This is a genomic window from Actinomycetes bacterium (assembly GCA_036510875.1).
Classification (GTDB): domain Bacteria; phylum Actinomycetota; class Actinomycetes; order Prado026; family Prado026; genus DATCDE01.
This window is the reverse complement of sequence record DATCDE010000299.1, coordinates 1-19,549: the sequence shown is the minus strand read 5'-3', so window position 1 is coordinate 19,549 and position 19,549 is coordinate 1. Positions and strand designations below refer to the sequence as shown.

General features: G+C 71.5%; 25 protein-coding genes. 10 read left to right on the top strand and 15 right to left on the bottom strand.

Annotated elements, in window-relative coordinates:
- Positions 1-22: 22 nt before the first annotated feature.
- A complete protein-coding gene (locus VIM19_17295) occupies positions 23-265 on the bottom strand; it encodes a hypothetical protein (protein HEY5186611.1) in 243 nt (80 codons plus the stop codon).
- Positions 266-346: 81 nt separating this feature from the next.
- On the opposite strand from VIM19_17295, the gene VIM19_17290 reads away from it, so the two are divergent.
- A complete protein-coding gene (locus VIM19_17290; GenBank protein ID HEY5186610.1) occupies positions 347-637 on the top strand; it encodes a Dabb family protein in 291 nt (96 codons plus the stop codon).
- A gap of 100 nt (positions 638-737) precedes the next feature.
- Positions 738-893, top strand: a complete 156-nt coding sequence (locus VIM19_17285; protein ID HEY5186609.1) for a hypothetical protein — start codon at positions 738-740, stop codon at positions 891-893.
- Here VIM19_17285 and pstB read toward each other — a convergent pair.
- The 4 genes from pstB to pstS all read right to left on the bottom strand — a co-directional run bounded on the left by pstB (position 874) and on the right by pstS (position 4,740).
- Positions 874-1,650 (bottom strand): phosphate ABC transporter ATP-binding protein PstB, encoded by a 777-nt coding sequence (gene pstB, locus VIM19_17280; protein HEY5186608.1) that lies wholly within the window; start codon positions 1,648-1,650, stop codon positions 874-876. The genes VIM19_17285 and pstB overlap by 20 nt on opposite strands.
- Before the next feature lie 20 nt (positions 1,651-1,670).
- Positions 1,671-2,729 carry a phosphate ABC transporter permease PstA gene (gene pstA / locus VIM19_17275; protein ID HEY5186607.1) on the bottom strand — a complete coding sequence of 353 codons (1,059 nt, stop codon included), beginning with the start codon at positions 2,727-2,729 and terminating at the stop codon, positions 1,671-1,673.
- A 1-nt stretch (position 2,730) separates the two neighbouring features.
- Positions 2,731-3,717 carry a phosphate ABC transporter permease subunit PstC gene (gene pstC / locus VIM19_17270; GenBank protein HEY5186606.1) on the bottom strand — a complete coding sequence of 329 codons (987 nt, stop codon included), beginning with the start codon at positions 3,715-3,717 and terminating at the stop codon, positions 2,731-2,733.
- 99 nt (positions 3,718-3,816) lie between these two features.
- Complete coding sequence (pstS, locus tag VIM19_17265; protein ID HEY5186605.1) at positions 3,817-4,740, bottom strand: phosphate ABC transporter substrate-binding protein PstS; 924 nt, start codon at positions 4,738-4,740, stop codon at positions 3,817-3,819.
- Here pstS and VIM19_17260 point away from each other — a divergent pair.
- Positions 4,739-4,915 carry a hypothetical protein gene (locus VIM19_17260; protein ID HEY5186604.1) on the top strand — a complete coding sequence of 59 codons (177 nt, stop codon included), beginning with the start codon at positions 4,739-4,741 and terminating at the stop codon, positions 4,913-4,915. The genes pstS and VIM19_17260 overlap by 2 nt on opposite strands.
- 154 nt (positions 4,916-5,069) lie before the next feature.
- Here the strand turns inward: VIM19_17260 and VIM19_17255 are convergent, their stop codons facing one another.
- From VIM19_17255 to VIM19_17235, 5 genes are all read right to left on the bottom strand, one after another.
- Positions 5,070-5,996 (bottom strand): NUDIX hydrolase, encoded by a 927-nt coding sequence (locus VIM19_17255; protein ID HEY5186603.1) that lies wholly within the window; start codon positions 5,994-5,996, stop codon positions 5,070-5,072.
- A 14-nt stretch (positions 5,997-6,010) separates the two neighbouring features.
- Positions 6,011-7,579 carry a CYTH and CHAD domain-containing protein gene (locus VIM19_17250; GenBank protein HEY5186602.1) on the bottom strand — a complete coding sequence of 523 codons (1,569 nt, stop codon included), beginning with the start codon at positions 7,577-7,579 and terminating at the stop codon, positions 6,011-6,013.
- Positions 7,576-9,795 carry an RNA degradosome polyphosphate kinase gene (locus VIM19_17245; GenBank protein HEY5186601.1) on the bottom strand — a complete coding sequence of 740 codons (2,220 nt, stop codon included), beginning with the start codon at positions 9,793-9,795 and terminating at the stop codon, positions 7,576-7,578. The genes VIM19_17250 and VIM19_17245 overlap by 4 nt, the downstream gene beginning before the upstream one ends.
- Positions 9,796-9,875: 80 nt before the next feature.
- Positions 9,876-10,823, bottom strand: coding sequence for a mycothiol synthase (gene mshD, locus VIM19_17240; GenBank protein ID HEY5186600.1), 948 nt, complete (start codon positions 10,821-10,823; stop codon positions 9,876-9,878).
- Positions 10,820-11,530 carry a response regulator transcription factor gene (locus VIM19_17235; protein ID HEY5186599.1) on the bottom strand — a complete coding sequence of 237 codons (711 nt, stop codon included), beginning with the start codon at positions 11,528-11,530 and terminating at the stop codon, positions 10,820-10,822. Before VIM19_17235 ends, mshD begins: the two co-directional genes overlap by 4 nt.
- Before the next feature lie 251 nt (positions 11,531-11,781).
- Between VIM19_17235 and VIM19_17230 the strand changes: the two genes are divergently transcribed.
- The 3 genes from VIM19_17230 to VIM19_17220 are packed head-to-tail and all read left to right on the top strand — an operon-like array spanning position 11,782 to position 13,519.
- Complete coding sequence (locus VIM19_17230; GenBank protein HEY5186598.1) at positions 11,782-12,537, top strand: alpha/beta fold hydrolase; 756 nt, start codon at positions 11,782-11,784, stop codon at positions 12,535-12,537.
- Positions 12,538-12,544: 7 nt separating this feature from the next.
- Positions 12,545-12,805, top strand: coding sequence for a MoaD/ThiS family protein (locus tag VIM19_17225; GenBank protein HEY5186597.1), 261 nt, complete (start codon positions 12,545-12,547; stop codon positions 12,803-12,805).
- Between the two features lie 6 nt (positions 12,806-12,811).
- On the top strand, positions 12,812-13,519 hold the full coding sequence (locus tag VIM19_17220; protein HEY5186596.1) for a DUF2993 domain-containing protein: 708 nt from the start codon (positions 12,812-12,814) through the stop codon (positions 13,517-13,519).
- A gap of 70 nt (positions 13,520-13,589) precedes the next feature.
- Here VIM19_17220 and VIM19_17215 read toward each other — a convergent pair whose 3' ends face one another.
- From VIM19_17215 to VIM19_17200, 4 genes are read right to left on the bottom strand one after another with little or no spacing between them, the layout of a single operon-like run.
- Positions 13,590-13,733 carry a hypothetical protein gene (locus VIM19_17215; GenBank protein HEY5186595.1) on the bottom strand — a complete coding sequence of 48 codons (144 nt, stop codon included), beginning with the start codon at positions 13,731-13,733 and terminating at the stop codon, positions 13,590-13,592.
- Positions 13,734-13,746: 13 nt separating this feature from the next.
- Entirely contained in the window at positions 13,747-14,226 is a 480-nt protein-coding gene (locus VIM19_17210) for a hypothetical protein (GenBank protein ID HEY5186594.1), read from the bottom strand.
- Entirely contained in the window at positions 14,171-14,683 is a 513-nt protein-coding gene (locus tag VIM19_17205; GenBank protein HEY5186593.1) for a hypothetical protein, read from the bottom strand. The genes VIM19_17210 and VIM19_17205 overlap by 56 nt, the downstream gene beginning before the upstream one ends.
- A 6-nt stretch (positions 14,684-14,689) precedes the next feature.
- Positions 14,690-15,217 carry a hypothetical protein gene (locus VIM19_17200; GenBank protein HEY5186592.1) on the bottom strand — a complete coding sequence of 176 codons (528 nt, stop codon included), beginning with the start codon at positions 15,215-15,217 and terminating at the stop codon, positions 14,690-14,692.
- A gap of 515 nt (positions 15,218-15,732) precedes the next feature.
- On the opposite strand from VIM19_17200, the gene VIM19_17195 reads away from it, so the two are divergent.
- Genes VIM19_17195 through VIM19_17185 form a run of 3 tightly spaced genes read left to right on the top strand, consistent with a single transcriptional unit; the run spans position 15,733 to position 17,571 of the window.
- Positions 15,733-16,218 (top strand): FABP family protein, encoded by a 486-nt coding sequence (locus VIM19_17195; protein HEY5186591.1) that lies wholly within the window; start codon positions 15,733-15,735, stop codon positions 16,216-16,218.
- 4 nt (positions 16,219-16,222) lie between these two features.
- Positions 16,223-16,684, top strand: a complete 462-nt coding sequence (locus VIM19_17190; protein HEY5186590.1) for a Fur family transcriptional regulator — start codon at positions 16,223-16,225, stop codon at positions 16,682-16,684.
- Positions 16,685-16,689: 5 nt separating this feature from the next.
- Entirely contained in the window at positions 16,690-17,571 is an 882-nt protein-coding gene (locus VIM19_17185; protein HEY5186589.1) for a folate-binding protein, read from the top strand.
- A gap of 115 nt (positions 17,572-17,686) precedes the next feature.
- On the opposite strand, the gene VIM19_17180 is transcribed toward VIM19_17185, so the two are convergent.
- Positions 17,687-18,553 (bottom strand): hypothetical protein, encoded by an 867-nt coding sequence (locus VIM19_17180; GenBank protein HEY5186588.1) that lies wholly within the window; start codon positions 18,551-18,553, stop codon positions 17,687-17,689.
- A 264-nt stretch (positions 18,554-18,817) separates the two neighbouring features.
- On the opposite strand from VIM19_17180, the gene VIM19_17175 reads away from it, so the two are divergent.
- Positions 18,818-19,549, top strand: a 732-nt coding sequence (locus VIM19_17175) for a twin-arginine translocation signal domain-containing protein (protein HEY5186587.1), incomplete at its 3' end; no start/stop codon positions are given.

The following is a 19,549-nucleotide window of genomic DNA, read 5'->3' as shown; positions in this document are numbered from 1 at the left end:
CGCGAGCCGCTCGGGGAGGACCTCAGCGGGGGTTGTGCAGCACCTCGTGGTCGCGGCCCTCGTCGCGGGCCAGCGGGCGCGACCGGCGGGCGAAGCTGCGCCAGCCGCAGGTGTCGCAGACCGCCACGCTGAACTGATGGTGTTCGACCAGGTGGACCGAGTGGATGGCCCGGGCCTCGACCTCGACCGAGACCGCGCTGTCGGCCTCGACCAGGCGCGGGCCAGGGTCGAGCGTCGAACGCTCCGTCACCCCGGACTCGGTCACGCTTGCCACGGTAACCGGCGGGATCCCGTCTCCGCGAGGGGACCGGACTTTTTGTTCAGATGACCTGCCACAATGGCTCGCATGTTCACCCACACCGTGCTCTTCCGGTTCGACGACCCGGCCGACGCGTCGGAGTCCAAGCGGCTGCTCGAGACCCTGCCGGGGCAGGTCCAAGGGCTGGACGGGCTGTGGGTGGGGCTGGACGTCGAGCGCACGCCCAAGTCCTGGGACCTGGTCCTGGTGACCACGCACGCGAGCCGGGAGGACTACCGGACCTACGCCGCCGACCCGGATCACCTGCGGATCACCGAGTTCCTTCGGGAGCGGATGACCGACCGGGCCGTGGTGGACGCGGAGGGTCAGCCCGGCTGAGCCAATCCGGTTGAGCCAGCCGGGCTGCCTCGGGCGGGTGGTGGCCGAACCGCCCGGACGGGTCATGCCCTGTGCGCCGGTCTCCGCCTAGTCTTGAGGGGTGACGCCGGACACCCGCTTGCACGACGCCGAGGTGCTCGCCGAGATCGAGCTGTACGGCGAGCTGGTCATCGCTGCGTCCAGCCACGACGGCCCGATGTCCACCGCCGAGATCGACGCCGTCCTGGGCCTCGCCCCTACCCGAAGCGGCCGGTGATGTAGTCCTCGGTGGCCTTCTCGGAGGGGTTGCTGAAGATCTTCTCGGTCTGGTCCATCTCGATCAACTTGCCGGGCTTACCGGTGGCGGCGATGTTGAAGAAGCCAGTGTGGTCGCTCACTCGGGCGGCCTGCTGCATGTTGTGGGTGACGACCACGATCGTGTAGTCCGCCTTGAGCTCCTGCATGAGGTCTTCGATCGCCAAGGTGGAGATCGGGTCGAGCGCGGAGCAGGGCTCATCCATGAGCAGGACGGCCGGCTCCACGGCGATCGCCCGGGCGATGCACAGCCGTTGCTGCTGCCCGCCGGACAGCCCGCTGCCGGGCCGGGGCAGCCGGTCCTTGACCTCCTCCCACAGGTTGGCGCCGCGCAGTGACTTCTCCACGATGTCGTCGAGATCGGACTTCTTCCGCCGGCCCTGCAGCTTCAGCCCGGCCACCACGTTGTCGTAGATCGACATGGTGGGGAACGGGTTCGGCTTCTGGAACACCATGCCGATGGTTCGGCGCACGTTGACCGGGTCGACGTCACTGGCGTAGATGTCCTCGCCGTCCAGCAGCACCTTGCCCTCGGCTCGCGCCCCGGGGAGCACCTCGTGCATCCGGTTCAAGGTGCGCAGCACGGTGGACTTGCCGCAGCCGGACGGCCCGATGAAGGCGGTGATGGAGCGCGGCTCCACCGACAGTGAGACACCCTCGACGGCCTTGAAATCGCCGTAGTAGATGTCGAGGTCTGAGACGTCGATCCGCTTGGCCATACGCGGCAGCTCCAGGGTGACTACTTGACTCGGTAGACTCGGCCGAGCAGCCGGGCCATCAGGTTGAGCAACACCACGATCAAGATGAGGGTGAGCGCGGCCGCCCAGGCACGATCCAGCGAGGCTGGGGTGCCGCGGGCGATCTGGTCCCAGATGAACGTGGGCAGGGTTGCCTGCGGGTCCGTGAACGGGCTGAAGTTGATCGACGCCGAGATGAACATGGTGAGCAGCAGCGGCGCGGTCTCGCCGGTGATCCGGGCCACCGCCAGCATGGCGCCGGTGATGATCCCCGATAGCGCGGTCGGGACGACGACGCGCAGGATGGTTTTGTACTTCGGCACCCCGAGCGCGTACGCGGACTCGCGCAACTCGTTCGGCACCAGCTTGAGCATCTCCTCGGTGGAGCGCACCATGACCGGGATCATCAAGATGGTCAAGGACAGCGCCCCGGTGAAACCGGTCCGCTGCCAGCCGAGGGTGAGGATCAGCCCGGTGTAGACGAACAGGCCAGCCACGATCGAGGGGATGCCGGTCATCACGTCGACGAAGAACGTTACCCAGTAGGCCAGCCGCTTGCCGGCGCCGTACTCGACCAGGTAGATCGCGACCAGCGCGCCGATCGGGATGCCGATGATGGCCGCGATCCCGACCACTTCCAGGGTGCCGATGATCGCGTGGTAGACGCCCCCGCCCGGATGCAGAGGGCTGACGTTGCGCATCGAGTGCAGGAGGAAGTAGCCGGAGAAGACCTTCAGTCCCTTGATGATCACGGTGGCCAGGATGGCTACGAGCGGCACCAGGGCGATGACGCCCGCGGAGTAGATCAGCGTCGTGACCAGCCGGTCCACCGCATGCCGTCGGCCCTCTACCGCGAAGCTCCACGCCGTCTGTGAGCCCACGAACAGCAGCACGGCAAGGATGATCGTCTGGGCTCGCCCGTTCACCGGAAGGACGGCGATCAGCGCGACGGCGGCAAGGACCGAGCCGGCGGCGCAGACCCAGGGCGCCCAGCCTGGCAGCTTTCCGCCGGTGAGGGTCTGGTGGAGGCTGGACGTGGGTCCGGCGGTGCTCAAGGCCATGTCAGTTGGCCCCCGAGAATGCCGCTCGCCGGGCGATGAACAGCCGCGCGACGATGTTGACGGCGAGGGTGAGGACGAACAGCACGAGCCCGGCGGCGATGAGAGCACCCTGTCCGGTAGGGCCGGCCTCGTTGAACTTCAGCGCGATGTTCGCGGCGAAGGAGTTGCCTCCGGGCTCGGTCAGGTGCCAGTTGATGTTGAACGTTGCGGACAGCACCAGGGCCACGGCGATCGTCTCGCCGAGCGCGCGTCCGAGCCCAAGCATCGCCGCGCTGATCATCCCCGGTTTGCTGAACGGGATGACCGCCATCCGGACCATCTCCCACCGGGTGGCGCCGAGAGCGAGCGAGGCCTCGATGTGGGCTGGCGGGACCTGGACGAAGACCTCGCGGCTGATCGCTGAGACCGTCGGCAGGATCATGATTGCCAGTACGATGCCGGCCAGCGCCAGGCACCGCGTGTAGACACCGAGGTCGTTCCTGAAGATCGGAATCCAGCCGAGGTGGTCGTTGAGCCAGGCGAACAGGCCGAAGGTGCGGGGCATCAGCCAGGCCAGCCCCCACAGCCCGAAGATGATCGAGGGCACCGCGGCGAGCAGGTCCACGATGAAGGCAAGGATCACGGCGATGCGTTTCGCCGCGTAGTGGGCCAGGGCCAGCGCGATGCCGTAGCCCACCGGGACGGCGAGCACCATCGCGATGAGCGAGGACATCACGGTGCCGAAGGCCAGCGCCGCGATCCCGAAACGAGAGGGGGTATTGTCGGGCAGCCACACGGAACTGGTGAGGAAGTTCGCGGTGTTGACGCGAAGTGCGGGAACGGCCTTCACGAGAAGGAACAGACCGATGCCGGCCATGATGGCCAGCACGAGGATCCCGGCCGCCATGGACAGGCCACTGAAGATCCGGTCACCGCGGCGGTTCGCCCGCCCTCGGATCGGGGACGCCGACACGGGCGAGGGCGGCGGCTGCGTGGCGGTCGGGGTCATGGTCACGGGGACTGCTCCTGCCGTGGCTGTGCGCGTGAAGTCATGCTAAGGATGCCGCGGCCCCGCCGTTGTACCAACGGCGGGGCCGCGGCCTGGGGTTCAGCTGATCGCCTCGACCGATGCCCGGACCTTGGTGAGCAGGTCGCCGCTCATCGGCACGTAGCCGGTCGTGGACAGCTTGCTCTGACCGGCGTCCGAGGCGGTGAAGGTGAGGAAGGACTTCACCAGCGCCGCCTGAGCCGAGTCGAGGCCCTTCTCGCAGGTGATCTCGTAGGTCACCAGGACGATCGGGTAGGCCGAGGCGTCCTTGATGTTGTAGTTGATCTTCAGAGGCAGGTTGTTGCCGGTTCCCGTGACCTTGGCACTCGCGAGCGCCTTGGACGCCGTCTCAGAGGTCGGGTCGACCGGGCCGGCGCCATTGTCCACCGCCGCCACCGGCAGGTTGTTGTTCAGCGCGTAGGACAGCTCGACGTAGCCGATCGAGTTCGGGGTGCTCTTCACGCCGGTGCTGACACCGTCGTTACCCTTGGCGCCCTGGCCGCCGGGGGCGGTCCAGGACTTGCCGCCCTGGAAGGTCCACACGGCGGGCGCGGCCGCTTTGAGGAACTTGGTGAAGTTGTCGGTCGTCCCGGACGCGTCCGACCGGTGGAAGGAGAGGATCGCCGAGCTGGGCAGCGAGACGCCGGCGTTGGCTGCCGCGATCGCCGGGTCGTTCCACTTGGTGATCTTGCCGGCGAAGATGCCGGCAATCGTCTGCGACGTGAGGGCCAGCTTGGTCACGCCCTGGAGGTTGTAGGTGAGCGCGATCGCGCCACCGACCATCGGGATGTTGATGGCCGGCCCGGCGGAGCAGCGGGCGTCCGCCTTCGGCTGCTCGCTGTCTACCTTGAGTGAGGAGTCGGAACCGGCGAAGTCGGTCTGCTTGTTGATGAAGTCCGTGACCCCGGCGCCGGACCCGACGCCCTGGTATTCGATCGTGGCGCCACTGCACGCCGTCTGGTAGGCGTTGATCCAGTCGGTCATGGCGTTCGCCTGGGCGGTGGACCCGGACGCCTTCAGCTTGCCGCTCGCGCAGCTGATGCTGCCGGAGCCCGAGGCTGACCCTGAGGCGCTCGAGGTGCTGCCGGCATTGCTGTTGCTGCCGCAGGCGGCGAGCGCAAGAGTGCCCACCAGCGCGACGCTGGCCAGTTGGCCGTAGCGGTTGATCTTCACCGCGCGCTTCTCCTTCGATTCGTCGATGTCCGTCGTCGCGGACGCTAGGGACACGAGGTGTCCGGATACCCGGGCCTGGATGAACGGCCGGTGAACGAGCGGTCTCGGTCCCGCTTCGCTGGCTGCCGGTCGAAGACCGGCTACGGGCGGTGCCGCTCCAGTGCGACCACGGTGGCCAGCGGGTCGGTGTCCGTCCCCAGGTCGTCGAGGCGGCGGTGCAGCACGACGAAGGCGCCCGGCTCCAGGGTCCGGCGCAGCTGCTTGGGCGGCCGGGCGCCGAACAGCCGGGGCAGCAGCTCGGCGAGGACCGGGCGGTGGGTGCACAGCACGATCGACCGCGGCTCGCGCAGCAGCGCCCTGGCCCGCTCGACCGCGTCCGCCTGCTGCGCGGCGAAGCCGCGCTCGGACAGCAGCGGCTCGGGCCACACCGGCAGCTCCCAGGCCGCTGCGAACGGGCGCACGGTGTCCGCGCAGCGGCGGTAGTCCGAGGAGTGCACCTGCTCGATCCCGTACGCCGTCAGCAGCGGCACCAGCCGCTCCGCCTCGCCCACGCCCCGCTGGGCGAGCGGGCGCTGCTCGTCGTCCGCCGCCGGCCAGGCACGGCGCGGGGTGGCCTTGGCGTGCCGCAGCAGCACGAACGGCACCGTGTCCACAGGGGCGGCCAGCAGCGCGGCGACCACGTCGTTGTCGTGCGGGTAGCTGAGCCGGGCCGCCGCCTCGGCCGGGGTCAGCCAGTCGACGGCGTCCACCTCGTGGGTGGGGGCGAACTCGTGCGGACCGCCCTTGGCCGCCCAGTAGCGCACCACCTTGGGCACGCCCAGCACCGGGTAGGTCAGTGTGATCAGCGGGCGGCCCAGGGCCACCTGCTGCCCGGTCTCCTCCCGCACCTCCCGGACGGCGGCCGTCAGCCAGTGCTCGGCGTGCTCGAGCTTGCCCTTGGGCAGGCTCCAGTCCTGTTGCCGCACCCGGTGGACGACGGCGATCAGCGGTCCGTCCGGGCCGGGGCGCCACAGCAGCGCCCCCGCCGCCCTGATCAGCGGGGGGCCGCTGCCCTCGTCGGTCGTCACCGCCACGGTCGGCCTCAGGGCTCGAGCCACGCCCGGTAGCGCTTGCGCGACACCTCCGGCCAGGTCCGCTCGAACTGGACCAGCAGCTCGGCGGCGTGCGCCCGCTCCACGTCGTGCAGCCGGCCGAGCGCGAACCCGGCCCGCCCGCTGATCCCGCGGGTGCCGGCGAACCGGCGCAGCGTGTCGGCGGCGATCACCGCGTCGTGGTGGTCCCCGAGCAGCTCGGTGACCGACTCCAGCTGCCTGGCCAGCGTCTTGGCCGGCTCCCCGAAGACGGGGACGAGCGCCTCGGTGGCGTAGCGGGCCTTCTTCGCGGCGATCCGGGCCGCGTGCCACTCGACGTCGGGGGAGTCCAGCCTCAGCTGCTGCACGTCACTCGCCAGCCGCCGCCAGGTGCGGTGCACCAGCGGGGGCAGCGCCTGGCTGGACTTGGCCTGGGCGGCCTTGGTCAGCCGGGGGAAGTGCACCGCGTCGACCAGGACGTCGAGCAGGGCGAGGTACCGCTTGGCGACCATGGCCTCGTCGACGGCCGCCCGGGCCGGACCGACCTCGGCGTCCAGGATCCGGCGGATCGCGCCGCCGGCGGCCTCGCCGTCCGGCCCTCCCAGCTCGGCGGCGTGCGCCAGCAGCCGGGCCTCCAGCACCTCGCGGTCGCGGACCCCGCCGAGGACACCGGCGATCCAGGCCAGCTCGCTGCGCAGGGCGTCCGCCCAGTGCTCCTCGACGAGCGGGCTGAACACCTTCAGCCCGCTGCGCAGCCGCCGGGCGGCGACCCGCATCTGGTGGACGGAGTCCGGCAGGCCGCGCCGGACCCGCAGGTCCTGGGCCTGGAAGGCGCGCACGTGCCGGGCCAGGTGGGCGGTCACCGCATCGGCGGCCGGGTCCTTGGGGCGGACCGGGCCGGGCTCGGGCACGTCCGCCGGCGCGGCGGCGGCCGGGCCCAGCGCCCGGGCGGCCTTGCTGACGTCGCCGGCCGCGACCGCCCCGGCCGCCTCGAGGGCGGCGACGACGGCGGCGAGGGCCTTCGGGCTGCCCGCACGCCGCTCGATCTCCAGCTCGCGGAACCGGGCGGTCACGTGCCCCCCGTCGACCACGGCGACCGAGTCGTCGGTGAGCTCGGCGAGCAGCAGCCCGTCGGCGTCGAACAGCTGGGAGGGGCGGCGCTCGTTGCGCAGCGTGGTCACCGGCTCCACCGTGGCGGTCCGGGTCAGCCCGAGGACCAGCTCGAGCAGCTCGTGCGGCGGCGGGCCGTCGGCGGGGGCTGCGGACAGCGGCAGCTGCAGCTCGTCCCTGCTGGCCGGGTCGCTCGCGGACTTCGCGGGCGTCGCGTCGTCGACCGGCAGCTTGAGGTGCCAGCCGTCGTCGAGGCCGCCGTCCCGGCGCCGCAGCGTGACGTGGTGCCGGGCCAGCCGCAGGTCGGCGGTGTCGAAGTAGGCGGCGGTCAGCCGCAGCCGCGGCAGCGGCTCGACCCGGGCCACCCCGCAGCCGGCCGCGGTGAGGTCGGGCAGCTCGAACAGACCGTGCACCCGCAGCTTGTGCTCCACCTCGCGGACGGTCTGCGGGTCGGCTGGCCCTGGGGTCACACCAGGCTCCGGCGCCGCTGGTGCAGGTCGATGAGGAAGGCCTGGATGTCCAGCAGCGGCGTGCCGTCGTCCGTCTTGTTGTGCCGGACGAAGGTGCCGTCGGGGCCCTGGTGCCAGGAGGCGGTGCCCTCGTCGAAGCCGAGGTCGATCAGCGCGCCGATCTCGGTCACGTGCGCCGGGGCGGTCAGCTTCACGAGCGCCTCGACCCGGCGGTCCAGGTTGCGGTGCATGAGGTCGGCGCTGCCGATCCAGACCTCGGGGTTGCCGCCGCCCTCGAACCAGTAGACCCGAGAGTGCTCGAGGAACCGGCCCAGGATGCTGCGCACCCGGACGTTCTCGGACAGCCCGGGCACGCCGCCGCGGATCGCACAGATGCCGCGGACCCAGACGTCGACCGGGACACCGACCCGGGAGGCGCGGTACAGCGCGTCGATGATCTGCTCGTCGACGATCGAGTTGACCTTGAACCGGATGCGGGCCGGCCGGCCGGCCCGGTGGTGCTCGATCTCCCGCTCGATCCGCTCGACCAGGCCGGCCCGGATGGAGTGCGGGGCGACCAGCAGCCGCTCGTAGTCGGTGTTCATCGAGTAGCCGGACAGCACGTTGAACAGGTTGCCGACGTCGTCCCCGACCTGCGGGTCGGCGGTGAGCAGGCCCATGTCCTCGTACAGCCGGGCCGTCTTGGGGTGGTAGTTGCCGGTGCCGATGTGGGTGTAGCGGACGATCCCACCGCCCTCCTGGCGCACCACCATGGACAGCTTGCAGTGGGTCTTCAGCCCGACCAGGCCATAGACGACATGGCAGCCGGCCTGCTCCAGCTTGCGGGCCCGCTTGATGTTGGCGCCCTCGTCGAACCGGGCCTTGATCTCGACCAGCACGAGGACCTGCTTGCCGGCCTCGGCGGCGTCGATGAGCGCGTCGACGATCGGGGAGTCGGCGCTGGTCCGGTACAGCGTCTGCTTGATGGCCAACACGTCCGGGTCGACGGCGGCCTGCTCGAGGAACGACTGCACGCTGGTGGAGAACGAGTCGTACGGGTGGTGCAGCAGGACGTCGTGGTCGCGGACGGCGGTGAACACGTCCGCCTCGGACGCCGACTCGGCCTCGGCCAGCTCGCGGTTGGTGCGGGGCAGGAACGGCGTGTCCTTCAGGTCGGCCCGGTCCAGGCCCATGAGCGCCCACAGCCCGGTGAGGTCCAGCGGTCCGGGCAGCGCGAACACCTCGCCGGGGGTGATGCTCAGCTCGCGGACCAGCAGGTCGAGCACGTGCGGGTCGATGGTGCGCTCGACCTCCAGCCGCACCGGCGGGCCGAACCGGCGGCGCATCAGCTCGCGCTCCATGGCCACCAGCAGGTTCTCGGCGTCGTCCTCCTCGACCTCGACGTCCTCGTTGCGGGTGACCCGGAAGGCGTGCTGCTGCAGCACCTCCATGCCGGGGAACAGCTGGCCCAGGTGCGCGGCCATGATGTCCTCCAGCGGCACGAACCGCTGCTCGCCGACCCGGGACAGGCGCGGCAGGATCGGCGGGACCTTCACCCGGGCGAAGTGCTCGGTGCCGGTCTGCGGGTTGCGGACGACGACGGCCAGGTTGAGCGACAGCCCGGAGATGTAGGGGAACGGGTGCGCCGGGTCGACGGCGAGCGGGGTGAGGACCGGGAACACCCGGTCCTGGAAGAACCCGCTGGCCGCCTCCCGCTCGACCGGGGTGAGCTCGTTCCAGCGCAGCAGCTCGATGCCCTCCTTGGCCAGCGCCGGCAGCACGTCGTTCTGGAAGCAGGCCGCGTGCCGCTCCTGCAGCGCCCGGGACTCGGCCAGGATCGTCTCGAGCACCTCGCGGGGCAGCGCCCCGCTGGCCGCCCGGACGGCGATGCCGGTGGCGATCCGCCGCTTCAGACCGGCCACCCGGACCATGTAGAACTCGTCCAGGTTGCTGCCGAAGATGGCCAGGAACTTGGCCCGCTCGAGCAGCGGCAGGTCCGGGTCCTCGGCCAGCTCGAGCACCCGCTGGTTGAACGCCAGCCAGGACAGCTCGCGGTCGTAGAACCGGTTCTCGGGCAGATCGGGGATGCCGAGCGCCGCTCCGGCGGCGGCAGCCTCGGCGATCTCCTCGGCGGTGTCGAACGAACCGTCGGGCAGGTCGTCGCGGGCCTCGTCACGCACGATCTCGGCGATCTCGGACATGTCGCTCAGCGCGCTCACCCCGGGGTCCTCGTCCATCTGCCCATGGTGTCACTCCCTTCGACGTGTCAGGGTCAGGACGACGGATACGCCGTCCTGTCCCTGACAGGTCGACGGGGTCAGGCGCGGAACAGGACGTCGGTGTCCCAGTGGGTGAAGCCGAGGGCCGTGTACAGGCCGATGGCGGCGGCGTTGTCCGCGTCCACGTAGAGCATCGCCTCGGACAGGCCGAGCCCGCGCAGGTGCCGCAACCCGATCAGGGTGAGCGCGCGGCCCAGCCCGCCGCCGCGCTGCGAGGGGTGGACGCCGACCACATACACCTCGCCGATCGGCTCATGGCCGTGTCCGTCGTGGGTGTGCTCGGTGCCGCCGTGCACCTTGGTCCAGTGGAAGCCGACCAGCCGGCCGTCGGCGTCCGCGGCCAGGAAGAACCCGGCCGGGTCGAACCACGGCTCGGCCATCCGCAGGTGCAGGTCCGCCAGCATCCAGTCGGCCTGCTCGGGGTGACCGGCGAACGCCGCGTGGTTGAGCGCGACCCAGGCGTCGTCGTCCGCCCCCGGCACGAAGGTCCGGACGGAGAGGTGCTGCGGCAGCTGCGGCCGGGGCAGCCGGGCGAACAGCGAGCGGCGCATCTGCCATAGCGAGCGGGTGTGGGTGAAGCCGAGGCGGGCGGCCAGCGCGACGGCCCCGGCCTGGGTGCCGTGCGACCACAGCCGCAGCCGGCCGTCCGGGGACTCGGCTCGCAGGTGCTGGACGAGCAGCCGGCCCAGCCCGTGCCGGCGCAGCTCGGGGTCGACGACCAGCTCGGCGCTGGAGCCCTCGACGGCGTCGGTGACGTCGAGGTGGGCGTAGCCGGCCAGCCGGTCGCCGGGCAGGTAGAGCAGCAAGTTGCGGCCTGGGGCGTCGCCGCCGTGCCGCAGGTGCAGGGAGACGTGCTCGGACAGGGGACGCACGCCGTCCACCTCGGTGGCCCGCTCGACCAGCAGCGCGACCCGACGGATCTCCGCGGTGTCGAGCCGACCGACCACCTCGATGCGGGCGTCGGCCGGGTCGATGCGGTCGCTCACGCGAGGACGGGGCTGCGGTCCTCGGGGCGCGGCGGGAGCACGAAGCGGTAGCCGACGTTGCGCACGGTGCCGATCAGGGCCTCGTGCTCGGGGCCGAGCTTGGCCCGCAGCCGGCGCACGTGGACGTCGACCGTTCGGGTGCCGCCGTAGTAGTCGTAGCCCCAGACCTCCTGCAGCAGCTGGGCCCGGCTGAACACCCGGCCCGGGTGCTGGACCAGGAACTTCAGCAGCTCGAACTCCTTGAAGGTGAGGTCGAGCGTGCGACCCTTCACCTTCGCGCTGTACGCGCCCTCGTCGATGGCGACGTCACCACCGCGGATCTCGGCGGGGGCGTCGGAGTCGCCGTCGCGGGCCGCGGCCAGCCGGCCGATGGCCAGCCGGATCCGGGCCTCCACCTCGGCCGGGCCGGCCGTCTCCAGCAGGACGTCGTCGATCCCCCAGTCCTCGCTGACGGCGACCATCCCGCCCTCGGTGACCACGAGCACGACGGGGACGTCGACGCCGGTGGTGCGCAGCAGCCGGCACAGCCCGCGTATGTGCGGCAGGTCGCGGCGGCCGTCGACGAGCAGCAGGTCGCAGACCGGCGCGTCGATGAGGGCGGTGGCCTCGGCCGGGGCGATCCGGACCTGGTGCATGAGCAGCCCCAGCGCGGGCAGCACCTCGGACGACGGCTGCATCGTGCTGGTCAGCAGCAGCAGCTGGCTCACCGGCTGGCTCCTCTCGCTGGACCTGCTCCCAGAAAACGGCAAAGGACCCGGTGGAACGTCTGGCGACGGTGCCCGGATCCCTAGGGGAGAGGATAGCGGATGTGGATTCGTCGTCGTCCGGGGTCGCTGCCTCGTCCCATGATCGCCGTTTCCGGGAGGATCGGGCCGGTTTCGGGCGGCTTGCTGCCTTAGACGGCGATCACGGGCGGCGGTCGGCGGGCGGACGGCGGCCGGCCGAGCGGCGGACGCTGGTGGCCGCCGACGGGATCCGGGTGTCCGCGCTGCACTGGCCGCCGGCGGGTGCGCCGCCCGGTGCCGCGTCGTCGGCGCCCCCGACGGCGGTGGTGCTGGCGCACGGGTTCAGCGGGTCGTCGACCTCGCCGGGGCTGCTCCGGGTGGCCGACGTCCTGACCGGTGCGGGCGCCGGGGTGGTGGCGCTGGACTTCCGCGGGCACGGACGCTCCGGCGGCGCCTCGACGGTGGGGGACCTCGAGGTGCTCGACCTGGACGCCGCGGTGAGGTGGGCGCGGCTGCTGGGATACGCCCGGGTGGTGACCCTCGGGTTCTCGATGGGCGGCTCGGTCGTGGTACGGCACGCGGCGATGCTGCGTGGGGTGGACGCCGTGGTGTCGGTGAGCGGCCCGGCCCGCTGGTACTACCGGGGGACGCCGGCCATGCGGATGCTGCACCGGGTGGTGGAGCGGCCGTCCGGGCGGCTGGCGGCCCGGGTCGGGCTGCGCACCCGGATCGCCGCGGACGGCTGGGACCCGCTGCCGGCCGAGCCCCGGGCGCTGGCCGGGTCGATCGCGCCGGTGCCGCTGCTCGTCGTCCATGGCACCCATGACCGGTACTTCCCGCTCGACCACGCCGAGCAGCTGGCGGCGGCTGCGGGGCCGACCGCGCAGCTGTGGGTCGAGCCGGGGTTCGGACACGCCGAGAACGCGATCTCATCGGAGCTGACCGCGCGGATCTGGGCCTGGGCAGCGGGGGCCGTCGGTGGGCGATGATGGTCGGGTGAGCGTGACGCTGCGGTACTGGGCCGCCGCGAAGGAGGCGGCCGGGGTGGCCGAGGAGTCCTTCGCCGGCTGCGCGACGCTGGCCGACGTGGTTCGGGAGGCGGTCGCGCGGCGCGACGGCGACGAGCGGCTGGCCCGGGTGCTGGCGCGCTGCTCGTTCCTGGTCGACGGCGCGCCGGCCGGGGTTCGTCCGCAGACCGAGGTCCGGACGCCGGCCGGGTCGGTGGTCGAGGCGCTGCCGCCGTTCGCGGGCGGCTGATCGTCGATGGCATCGGCGCGCACGGGCGGGTCGGTGGCCCGCACGGTCGTCGTCGTCCTGCTGGTGCTCGGGGTGCTGGTGGTGGCGGCCGACCGGGGCGCCGCGGCGCTGGCCGGGTGGCGCGCGGGTGCGGCGCTGCAGTCGGCGCTTCACACGTCGTCCCGCCCGTCGGTGACGATCGCCGGGTTCCCGTTCGTCACCCAGGCGTTCAAGGGTGTCTACGACGAGGTGCGGATCTCGGCGGTGGACGTGCCCACCGCGACCGTGCCGGTGGCGTCGATGACGGCGACGCTGCACCAGGTGCGGCTGGAGGGCTCGTCGTCGGTGACCGCGGAGTCAGCCGTAGGGCTCGCGTTGCTGCACTGGGCGGACCTGGCCGCGGCCGCACCGGTGCCGGGTGTCGACTTGTCGGCGGGGCCGTCGCCGGACCAGGTCCGGGTCAGCCGGACGGTGACGGTGCTCGGGCTGGCCGTGCCGTTGTCCGGGCTGGCCACCGTGGCGGTCGTCGAGGGCGGGGTGAAGGTGTCAGCCGTGTCGGTGGACGTCGGTGGGGCCTCGCTGGGCTCGCTGCTGCCGGCTCAGCTGCTGGAGCTGCTGACGTTCACGGTGCCGGTGTCCGGGCTGCCGGGCGGGGTCCGGCTGACGTCGGTGTCGTCGTCCGAGCCGGGCCTCGAGCTCATGCTCACCGGCACCAACGTCACCTTCTCCTCCTGACCCCTTTGCGGTGTGAAGGGGCCGGGGCGCGCACGTGTGCGCACCCCGGCCCCCGGCCTGCCGCTGACTTCTAGTGGAACGACGAGCCGACGCTCACCTTGGTGATCGTCGTGCCCCAGTTGGCCAGGTAGTTGCCGTCCGGGAAGCCCCATCCGAAGGTGCCGGGGATGTCTTCCGCGGCGACCCAGATGTCACCGGTCCGACAGTCCGGCACGGCCGCTGAGTAGTCACCCCAGCGCTCGACGCCGCTGCCACCGTAAGGCCTGGTACCCGGTGAACCCGTCGGCCGGTGCGGCTCCGCCGCCCGTGATCCGGACCGGGCCGGTCGTGCCACCCGATCCGATGCGCACGTAGGCGCTGGACGGGTAGTAGCCCGTTCCGGACGGCGAGAACGTCATGGCGCCGGTGCCGCTGGAGTTCATCGCGATGGACGGGAAGAACACGCTCTGGTTGTTCACCGCGACGTAGCCCTGGTTGGACATCGTGCCCTTCTTGGCGTCGACCGAGAACCAGGCGATCCCCGTCTGCGTAGGACCGTTGCTGGTCTTCACGACCGTGTTGACCGCGCCCCACAGCGTCCCGCCCTGCAGGATGACCTGGTTCATCCGATCGTCGTTGGAGTTGAGCAGGTTCTCGCGCTCCGTGAGCAGGTCAGCCAGCGGAGTCGAGCCGGACTTCTGCATCACCGCCGGCGGCTGGCCGTACACCTCGGAGACGATGACCGGTCGGCGTCTCCAGGGTCACGTTCGGCGTCGAGGTCGCCAGGGACTTCGTGTTCGTCAGCCGCCACTCGGCGACCCGGTTGTCCAGGGTGGCGTTGAAGTCCAGCGCCGACAGGAAGTACGCGGTTGCGTTGTTGTCGGCGGACCAGTCACTGGAGGTCGGTGAGGTGGCCGGCTGAAGCGAGTACGCCGGACCCTCGGCCAGGGCGATAGGACTGCCGTAGATGGCCTGCATCGTGAAGGTGCCGTTCTCCAGGGCGGCCTTGTGCAGCGTGTAGATCTGCGCACCGGTGAACTCCGGGCCGTCGAGGCTGAGCTCGTTGGTGGTTACGTAGGAGCCGTACCGGTCCGCACCGACCAGCGGCTGGTCACCCAGGCATGGGCAGCCGGGGTGGTTCGGCAACAGTTGCGAGGACGCCGGCGAGCTCGGCAGGATGCCCACGCCGGGCTAGTCCGCGGTGCCGTCGTTCGTGGTGTCGATCGTGTAGAAGTGCCAGGACGCAGCGTCGGTGGTCGGCGTCGACGACTTGCTGACGGCGATGTACGTCGCCGTGCGGGGCCCGAACGCGCCGGTCGCGGGGTTCTGGTCGTTCTCCAGGATGGTCATGAAGAAGCGGTGGGTGCCCGGGTCGAAGTGGCAGTTCGGGTCTGAGAGGAACTGTCCGTACGTCACCGGCGTGGTCTCGGTCGCCCGGATGATCTGCGACTCACCGGTGAAGAACCTGGTCAGCGAGATCGGATCGGAGGCGCCGGTTGCGGTGTGGATGCGGAAGACGTCGTTGACCGCCTCGACCACGGTGCCGCTACCGACACACAGGGCCTGGTCGGGGGGCTCGACGAAGAACTGGTTGCCGTCGTCGGCGGTCCGCTGGCCCTTCAGGGTGAGCCCGGTGATGGTCGACGTCGCGTCGGAGCCGGCGACCGACAGGCAGGTCGGCCGGGGCACGTGCGACGAGGGCACCTGCGCGGCGCTCATCGAGCTGGGGATGTCGCGGTTGACGGCGTCCGCCTCGGGGTGTTCGGGAACTCCTAGCCTCCCGTACCCGGAGGGGCGATGGCCGCACCGGCGCTGGTGGCGCTGGCGAGGGCGAGCAGGACGGCGGCGCCGACAGCGACAGCCCCGCCATGGCGAGCGCGGATCACGAGTGTCCCCTCAGGGGCGCTCTTCGTCGGTGAATACCGGGGCGCCTCGCCGCGACGCTAACCCTTCTCTCGCAGGTGGCCATACCCCCGGATCGCTTTGTCCTGCAGCAGTTTCCGGTTGATTGCGTTCAGTGATCAACCGGTTCGATTACCGCACCAAGCGCTCCGTAGACAGTCAGTGAAGGTCCTCCATCGGCAGCAGGGGGAGGGTGGCTAGAGTGGTTGCCATGTTGGAGGGCTTCTTCACCGGGCTGCTGATCGTCGTCGCCGCGCTCATCACGTGGTTCGCGGTGTACGTCGTCTACAAGCTGTTCCAGGGCCAGGACTGACGGGCTGACCGGCGTGCAGATCACCCCCGACCTGCCGCCCGAGCTCGTCGCGCTGGCCTGGCTGATCGGCCGCTGGGAGGGCGCTGGCGTCGGCGGCTACCCGACGATCGACAGCTTCCAGTTCGGGCAGGAGGTCACCTTCGGCCACGTCGGCAAGCCGTTCCTCGCCTACTTCTCGCGCAGCTGGATCCTGGACGACGACGGCAACAAGCTGCGCCCCGGCGCCGCCGAGACCGGCTACTGGCGCCCCCAGCCGGACGGCACCCTCGAGGTCACCATGGCCCACCCCACCGGCTTCGCCGAGCTGTGGATCGGGCACATCGGCGGCGCGAAGGTCGAGATTTCCACCGACGTGGTCGTCCGCACCGCCACCGCCAAGGAGTACACGGCCGGCCACCGCCTGTACGGCCTGGTCGAGGGCGAGCTGATGTGGGCCTACGACATGGCCGCGATGGGACAGCCGCTGCAGGCCCACCTGTCCGCGCGGCTCAAGCGGGTCGAGTAGCCGGGTGCCCGCGGACGACGACCACGACGACGAGTTGCAGTCGCGGCTGCATGAGCGCGGACTGCGGCTGACCCCGCAGCGCCAGCTGGTCCTCGAGGCGGTCGAGCGGCTCGGCCACGCCACCCCCGAGGCGATCTGCGCCGAGGTGCAGAAGTCGGCCAGCGGGGTCAACCTGTCCACGGTCTACCGGACGCTCGAGGTCCTCGAGGACGTCGGCCTGGTCCGCCACGCCCACCTCGGATCCGGCCCGCCGGCCTACCATGCGGCGCACGACCACGCCCACCTCCATCTGGTCTGCACCGTCTGCGGCGCGGTCCAGGAGGCCGACATCGCGCTGGCCGACGAGCTGGTGGGAAGGTTAGCGCAGCGCTACGCGTTCACCACGGACGTGGAGCACATGGCAATCACCGGGCACTGCGCCCAGTGCGCGGCCGCAGCGCTTACCCGCACGGGGCCGCACCAGTGAGCGGCGTGCGCGCGGCCGCGGTCCCGGTCGAGTCCGGCCCGGACGCCGGCGCGCCCTGGCACTACGGCGACCCCTACGCCGAGCAGCGCGCCCTCGAGACGGGCGCCGCGCTCGTCGACCTCAGCCACCGCCCGGTCATCGCCGTCTCCGGTCCCGACCGCCTCACCTGGCTGCACTCGCTGACCTCGCAGCACCTCACCGCGCTGCCACCGCGCACCTGGACCCAGGCGCTGATCCTGTCACCGAACGGCCACGTCGAGCACCACCTCACCCTGGTGGACGACGGCACGACCGTGCTGGCCCACGTCGAGCCCGGTAGCCAGGACGCCCTGCTCGAGTACCTCGCCACGATGGTCTTCTGGTCGCAGGTCACCATCACGGACGTGACTGCCGACTGGGCGGTCGTGCGCGGCGCGGACGGCGACCGGCTGGTGCCCCGCCCCGACCTCGAGTCGGTGCTCGACTCCGCCCCCGGCGTGGCAGGCCTGTGGGCTGCGGAGGCGCTGCGCGTCGCCGCCCGAATCCCCAGGCTGGGTTTCGAGACCGACCACCGCACCATCCCGGCCGAGGTCGGCTGGATCGACGTCGCCGTCCACCTGGACAAGGGCTGCTACCGCGGTCAGGAGACCGTGGCCCGGGTGCACAACCTCGGCCGCCCGCCGCGACGGATGGTGCTGCTGCACCTCGACGGCTCGGACGCCTCGCTGCCCGAGCACGGCGACCCACTGGCGATCGCCTCCGAGGGCGCTGACTCGCGGTCGGTCGGTTTCGTGGGGACGGCGGCGCGGCACTACGAGCTGGGCCCGATCGCGCTGGCGCTGGTGAAGCACTCGGTGCCGGACGACGCGGCGCTGCTGGCCGGCGGGATCCCGGCCGCCCAGGACTGAGCACGGCCAAACGCCTCCGCGAGTGGACTCCAGGAGAGCGTTATGGCCCCTCGAGGCCCTCCTAACGCTCCCCCAGCGTCCACTCGCGGAGGCGCTGGCGGTCAGCGGCTAGTGGTCAGCCGCGGCCGTGGCCGTGCGACCGGTCACCCGAGTGACCGTTGCCGTTGCCGTTGCCGTTCCCGTTGCCGTTGCCGGTGCGGTTGTGGTGCTCCTGCTCCGGCTCGGTGACCGGAGTCGTGGGAGTGGTGGTGGTCGTGCCGGTCGCCGTGGTGCCCGGCGTCGCCGTCGAGCCCGGGGTCGGCCAGACGCTGGGGACGCCGTGGTTCTCGATCACGACCTGGCAGAACTCGACCACGGTCAGCCCCTTGGACTGGGCGGCGGCCTTGAGGTTCGCGTAGGCGACCGACGGGTTGTCGTCCTTGCGGCCGTCCTGGTCCTCGCGGCCGGTCGTGGTCGTCGTCCCGCTGGTCGTGGTGGTGCCGGTCGTGGTGGTGCCGGTCGTGGTCGCAGTCGTGGTGCCCGTGGAGGTCCCGGTCGTCGTCCCACTCGGGGCGGGCGGCGCGGACTCGGACGCCTCGTGGCCCCACAGCTTGTCGCCGAACGCGTGGCACAGCCCGAACGCGGCCGGGCCGAGCGGATCGGGCCCCGTGGTCGGGACGAGCGTCGCGTCGGTGGTGGGCGTCGTGGTGCCGGTCGTCGGCGGAGTCGTGGTGCCGGTGGTCGCGCTCGACTCCGACTCCTTGGGCTCCGCCGTCTGCGAGCTGGACTCGGTGGCGTGCGGCTCGCTGGACTCCGACGCGGTGGAGACCGAGCTGGACGCGCCGAGGAAGTGGGCGACGTCCTGCAGCGGGCCGGGCATCGTGCCGGTTGCGGCGGCGGCGACGCCGCCTAGGGCGAGTGAGCCGACGACGGCCGCGACTCCGGCCTTGGCGCCGTAGCGGAGGCAGACGATGCGGCGCCAGGGGCTGTCGGGTTCGAGCACGGCGATCTCCTTCGGGAAGTGAGGGGTCGGACGCAGTGGACATCGCTGGGCGCGCCGGTTTGGTTACGCGTTGGCGCCAGATACCGGCTGGATTCACCCGTTCGGCGCAGCCCGCCCCGCGAGTGGAGCGCCGGTGCGCGTTGTCGGCGTCCGGGCGGCCCATAACCCGCACTGAGCCTCCCCTCGAAGGCTGCGACGAAAGGGTCGACAGCGGCGCCCCGCAGTGCTTCGCTAGCGAGCATTCGCCGACGCGGGAGGCGCGCCATGGAGTTCACGCGGAGAACGTTCCTCAAGGGCGCGATCGGGGCGGCCGGAGCCGCGGGGGTGGGCGGGCTGACCACCGGCACCGCGGCCGCCGACGGTGGCCATGGCGGCAACAACGGGCACGGCGGCTGGCCGGACGGCGACGGCACGACCCTCGACCGGACCATCGTGCGAGGGCCGCAGGGGGCCGGCGGGTACACGCCACTGACCTCCGCCGAGGGCGAGCCCTACCTCGTGCGCGGCGAGCTGGCCGGCCTGTCGATGAGCACGGCAGCCGAGCGGCGGCTGCGCGACCGGAAGGTGCTGGCCTCGTTCGCGCAGCTGACCGACATCCACGTGATGGACGTCCAGTCGCCCCTGCGCTTCGAGTACTTCGACGTCTACGGCGGCGTAGTGTCCGATCTCACCAGCGCCTACCGGCCGCAGGAGCTGCTCAGCGCCCAGGTCAGTGACGCGATGGTGCGGCAGCTGCGCAAGGTGCGCCGCGGCCCGGCCACCGGCAGCCCGCTGCAGTTCACCGTCGTCACCGGCGACAACACCGACAACTGCCAGCACAACGAGCTGCGCTGGTACATCGACCTGCTGGACGGCGCGCACGTGACGCCGGACTCCGGCGACCTCACCAAGTTCGAGGGCGTCATGGACGACGTGATGCCCGCGGACCCGTCCTACCCGTACTACTGGCACCCGGAGTCGGGCGTCGGGGCGCCCAGCGCGACGTATGGGTTCCCC

Bases quoted from the DNA above. Each gene is read 5' to 3' on its own strand.
- VIM19_17290 (HEY5186610.1), top strand. From the start codon at position 347: ATGTTCACCCACACCGTGCTCTTCCGGTTCGACGACCCGGCCGACGCG.
- pstB (HEY5186608.1), bottom strand. From the start codon at position 1,650: ATGGCCAAGCGGATCGACGTCTCAGACCTCGACATCTACTACGGCGAT.
- pstA (HEY5186607.1), bottom strand. From the start codon at position 2,729: ATGGCCTTGAGCACCGCCGGACCCACGTCCAGCCTCCACCAGACCCTC.
- pstC (HEY5186606.1), bottom strand. From the start codon at position 3,717: ATGACCCCGACCGCCACGCAGCCGCCGCCCTCGCCCGTGTCGGCGTCC.
- VIM19_17260 (HEY5186604.1), top strand. From the start codon at position 4,739: ATGGCGTTCGCCTGGGCGGTGGACCCGGACGCCTTCAGCTTGCCGCTC.
- pstS (HEY5186605.1), bottom strand. From the start codon at position 4,740: ATGACCGACTGGATCAACGCCTACCAGACGGCGTGCAGTGGCGCCACG.
- VIM19_17245 (HEY5186601.1), bottom strand. From the start codon at position 9,795: ATGGACGAGGACCCCGGGGTGAGCGCGCTGAGCGACATGTCCGAGATC.
- VIM19_17220 (HEY5186596.1), top strand. From the start codon at position 12,812: ATGGCATCGGCGCGCACGGGCGGGTCGGTGGCCCGCACGGTCGTCGTC.
- VIM19_17200 (HEY5186592.1), bottom strand. From the start codon at position 15,217: ATGAGCGCCGCGCAGGTGCCCTCGTCGCACGTGCCCCGGCCGACCTGC.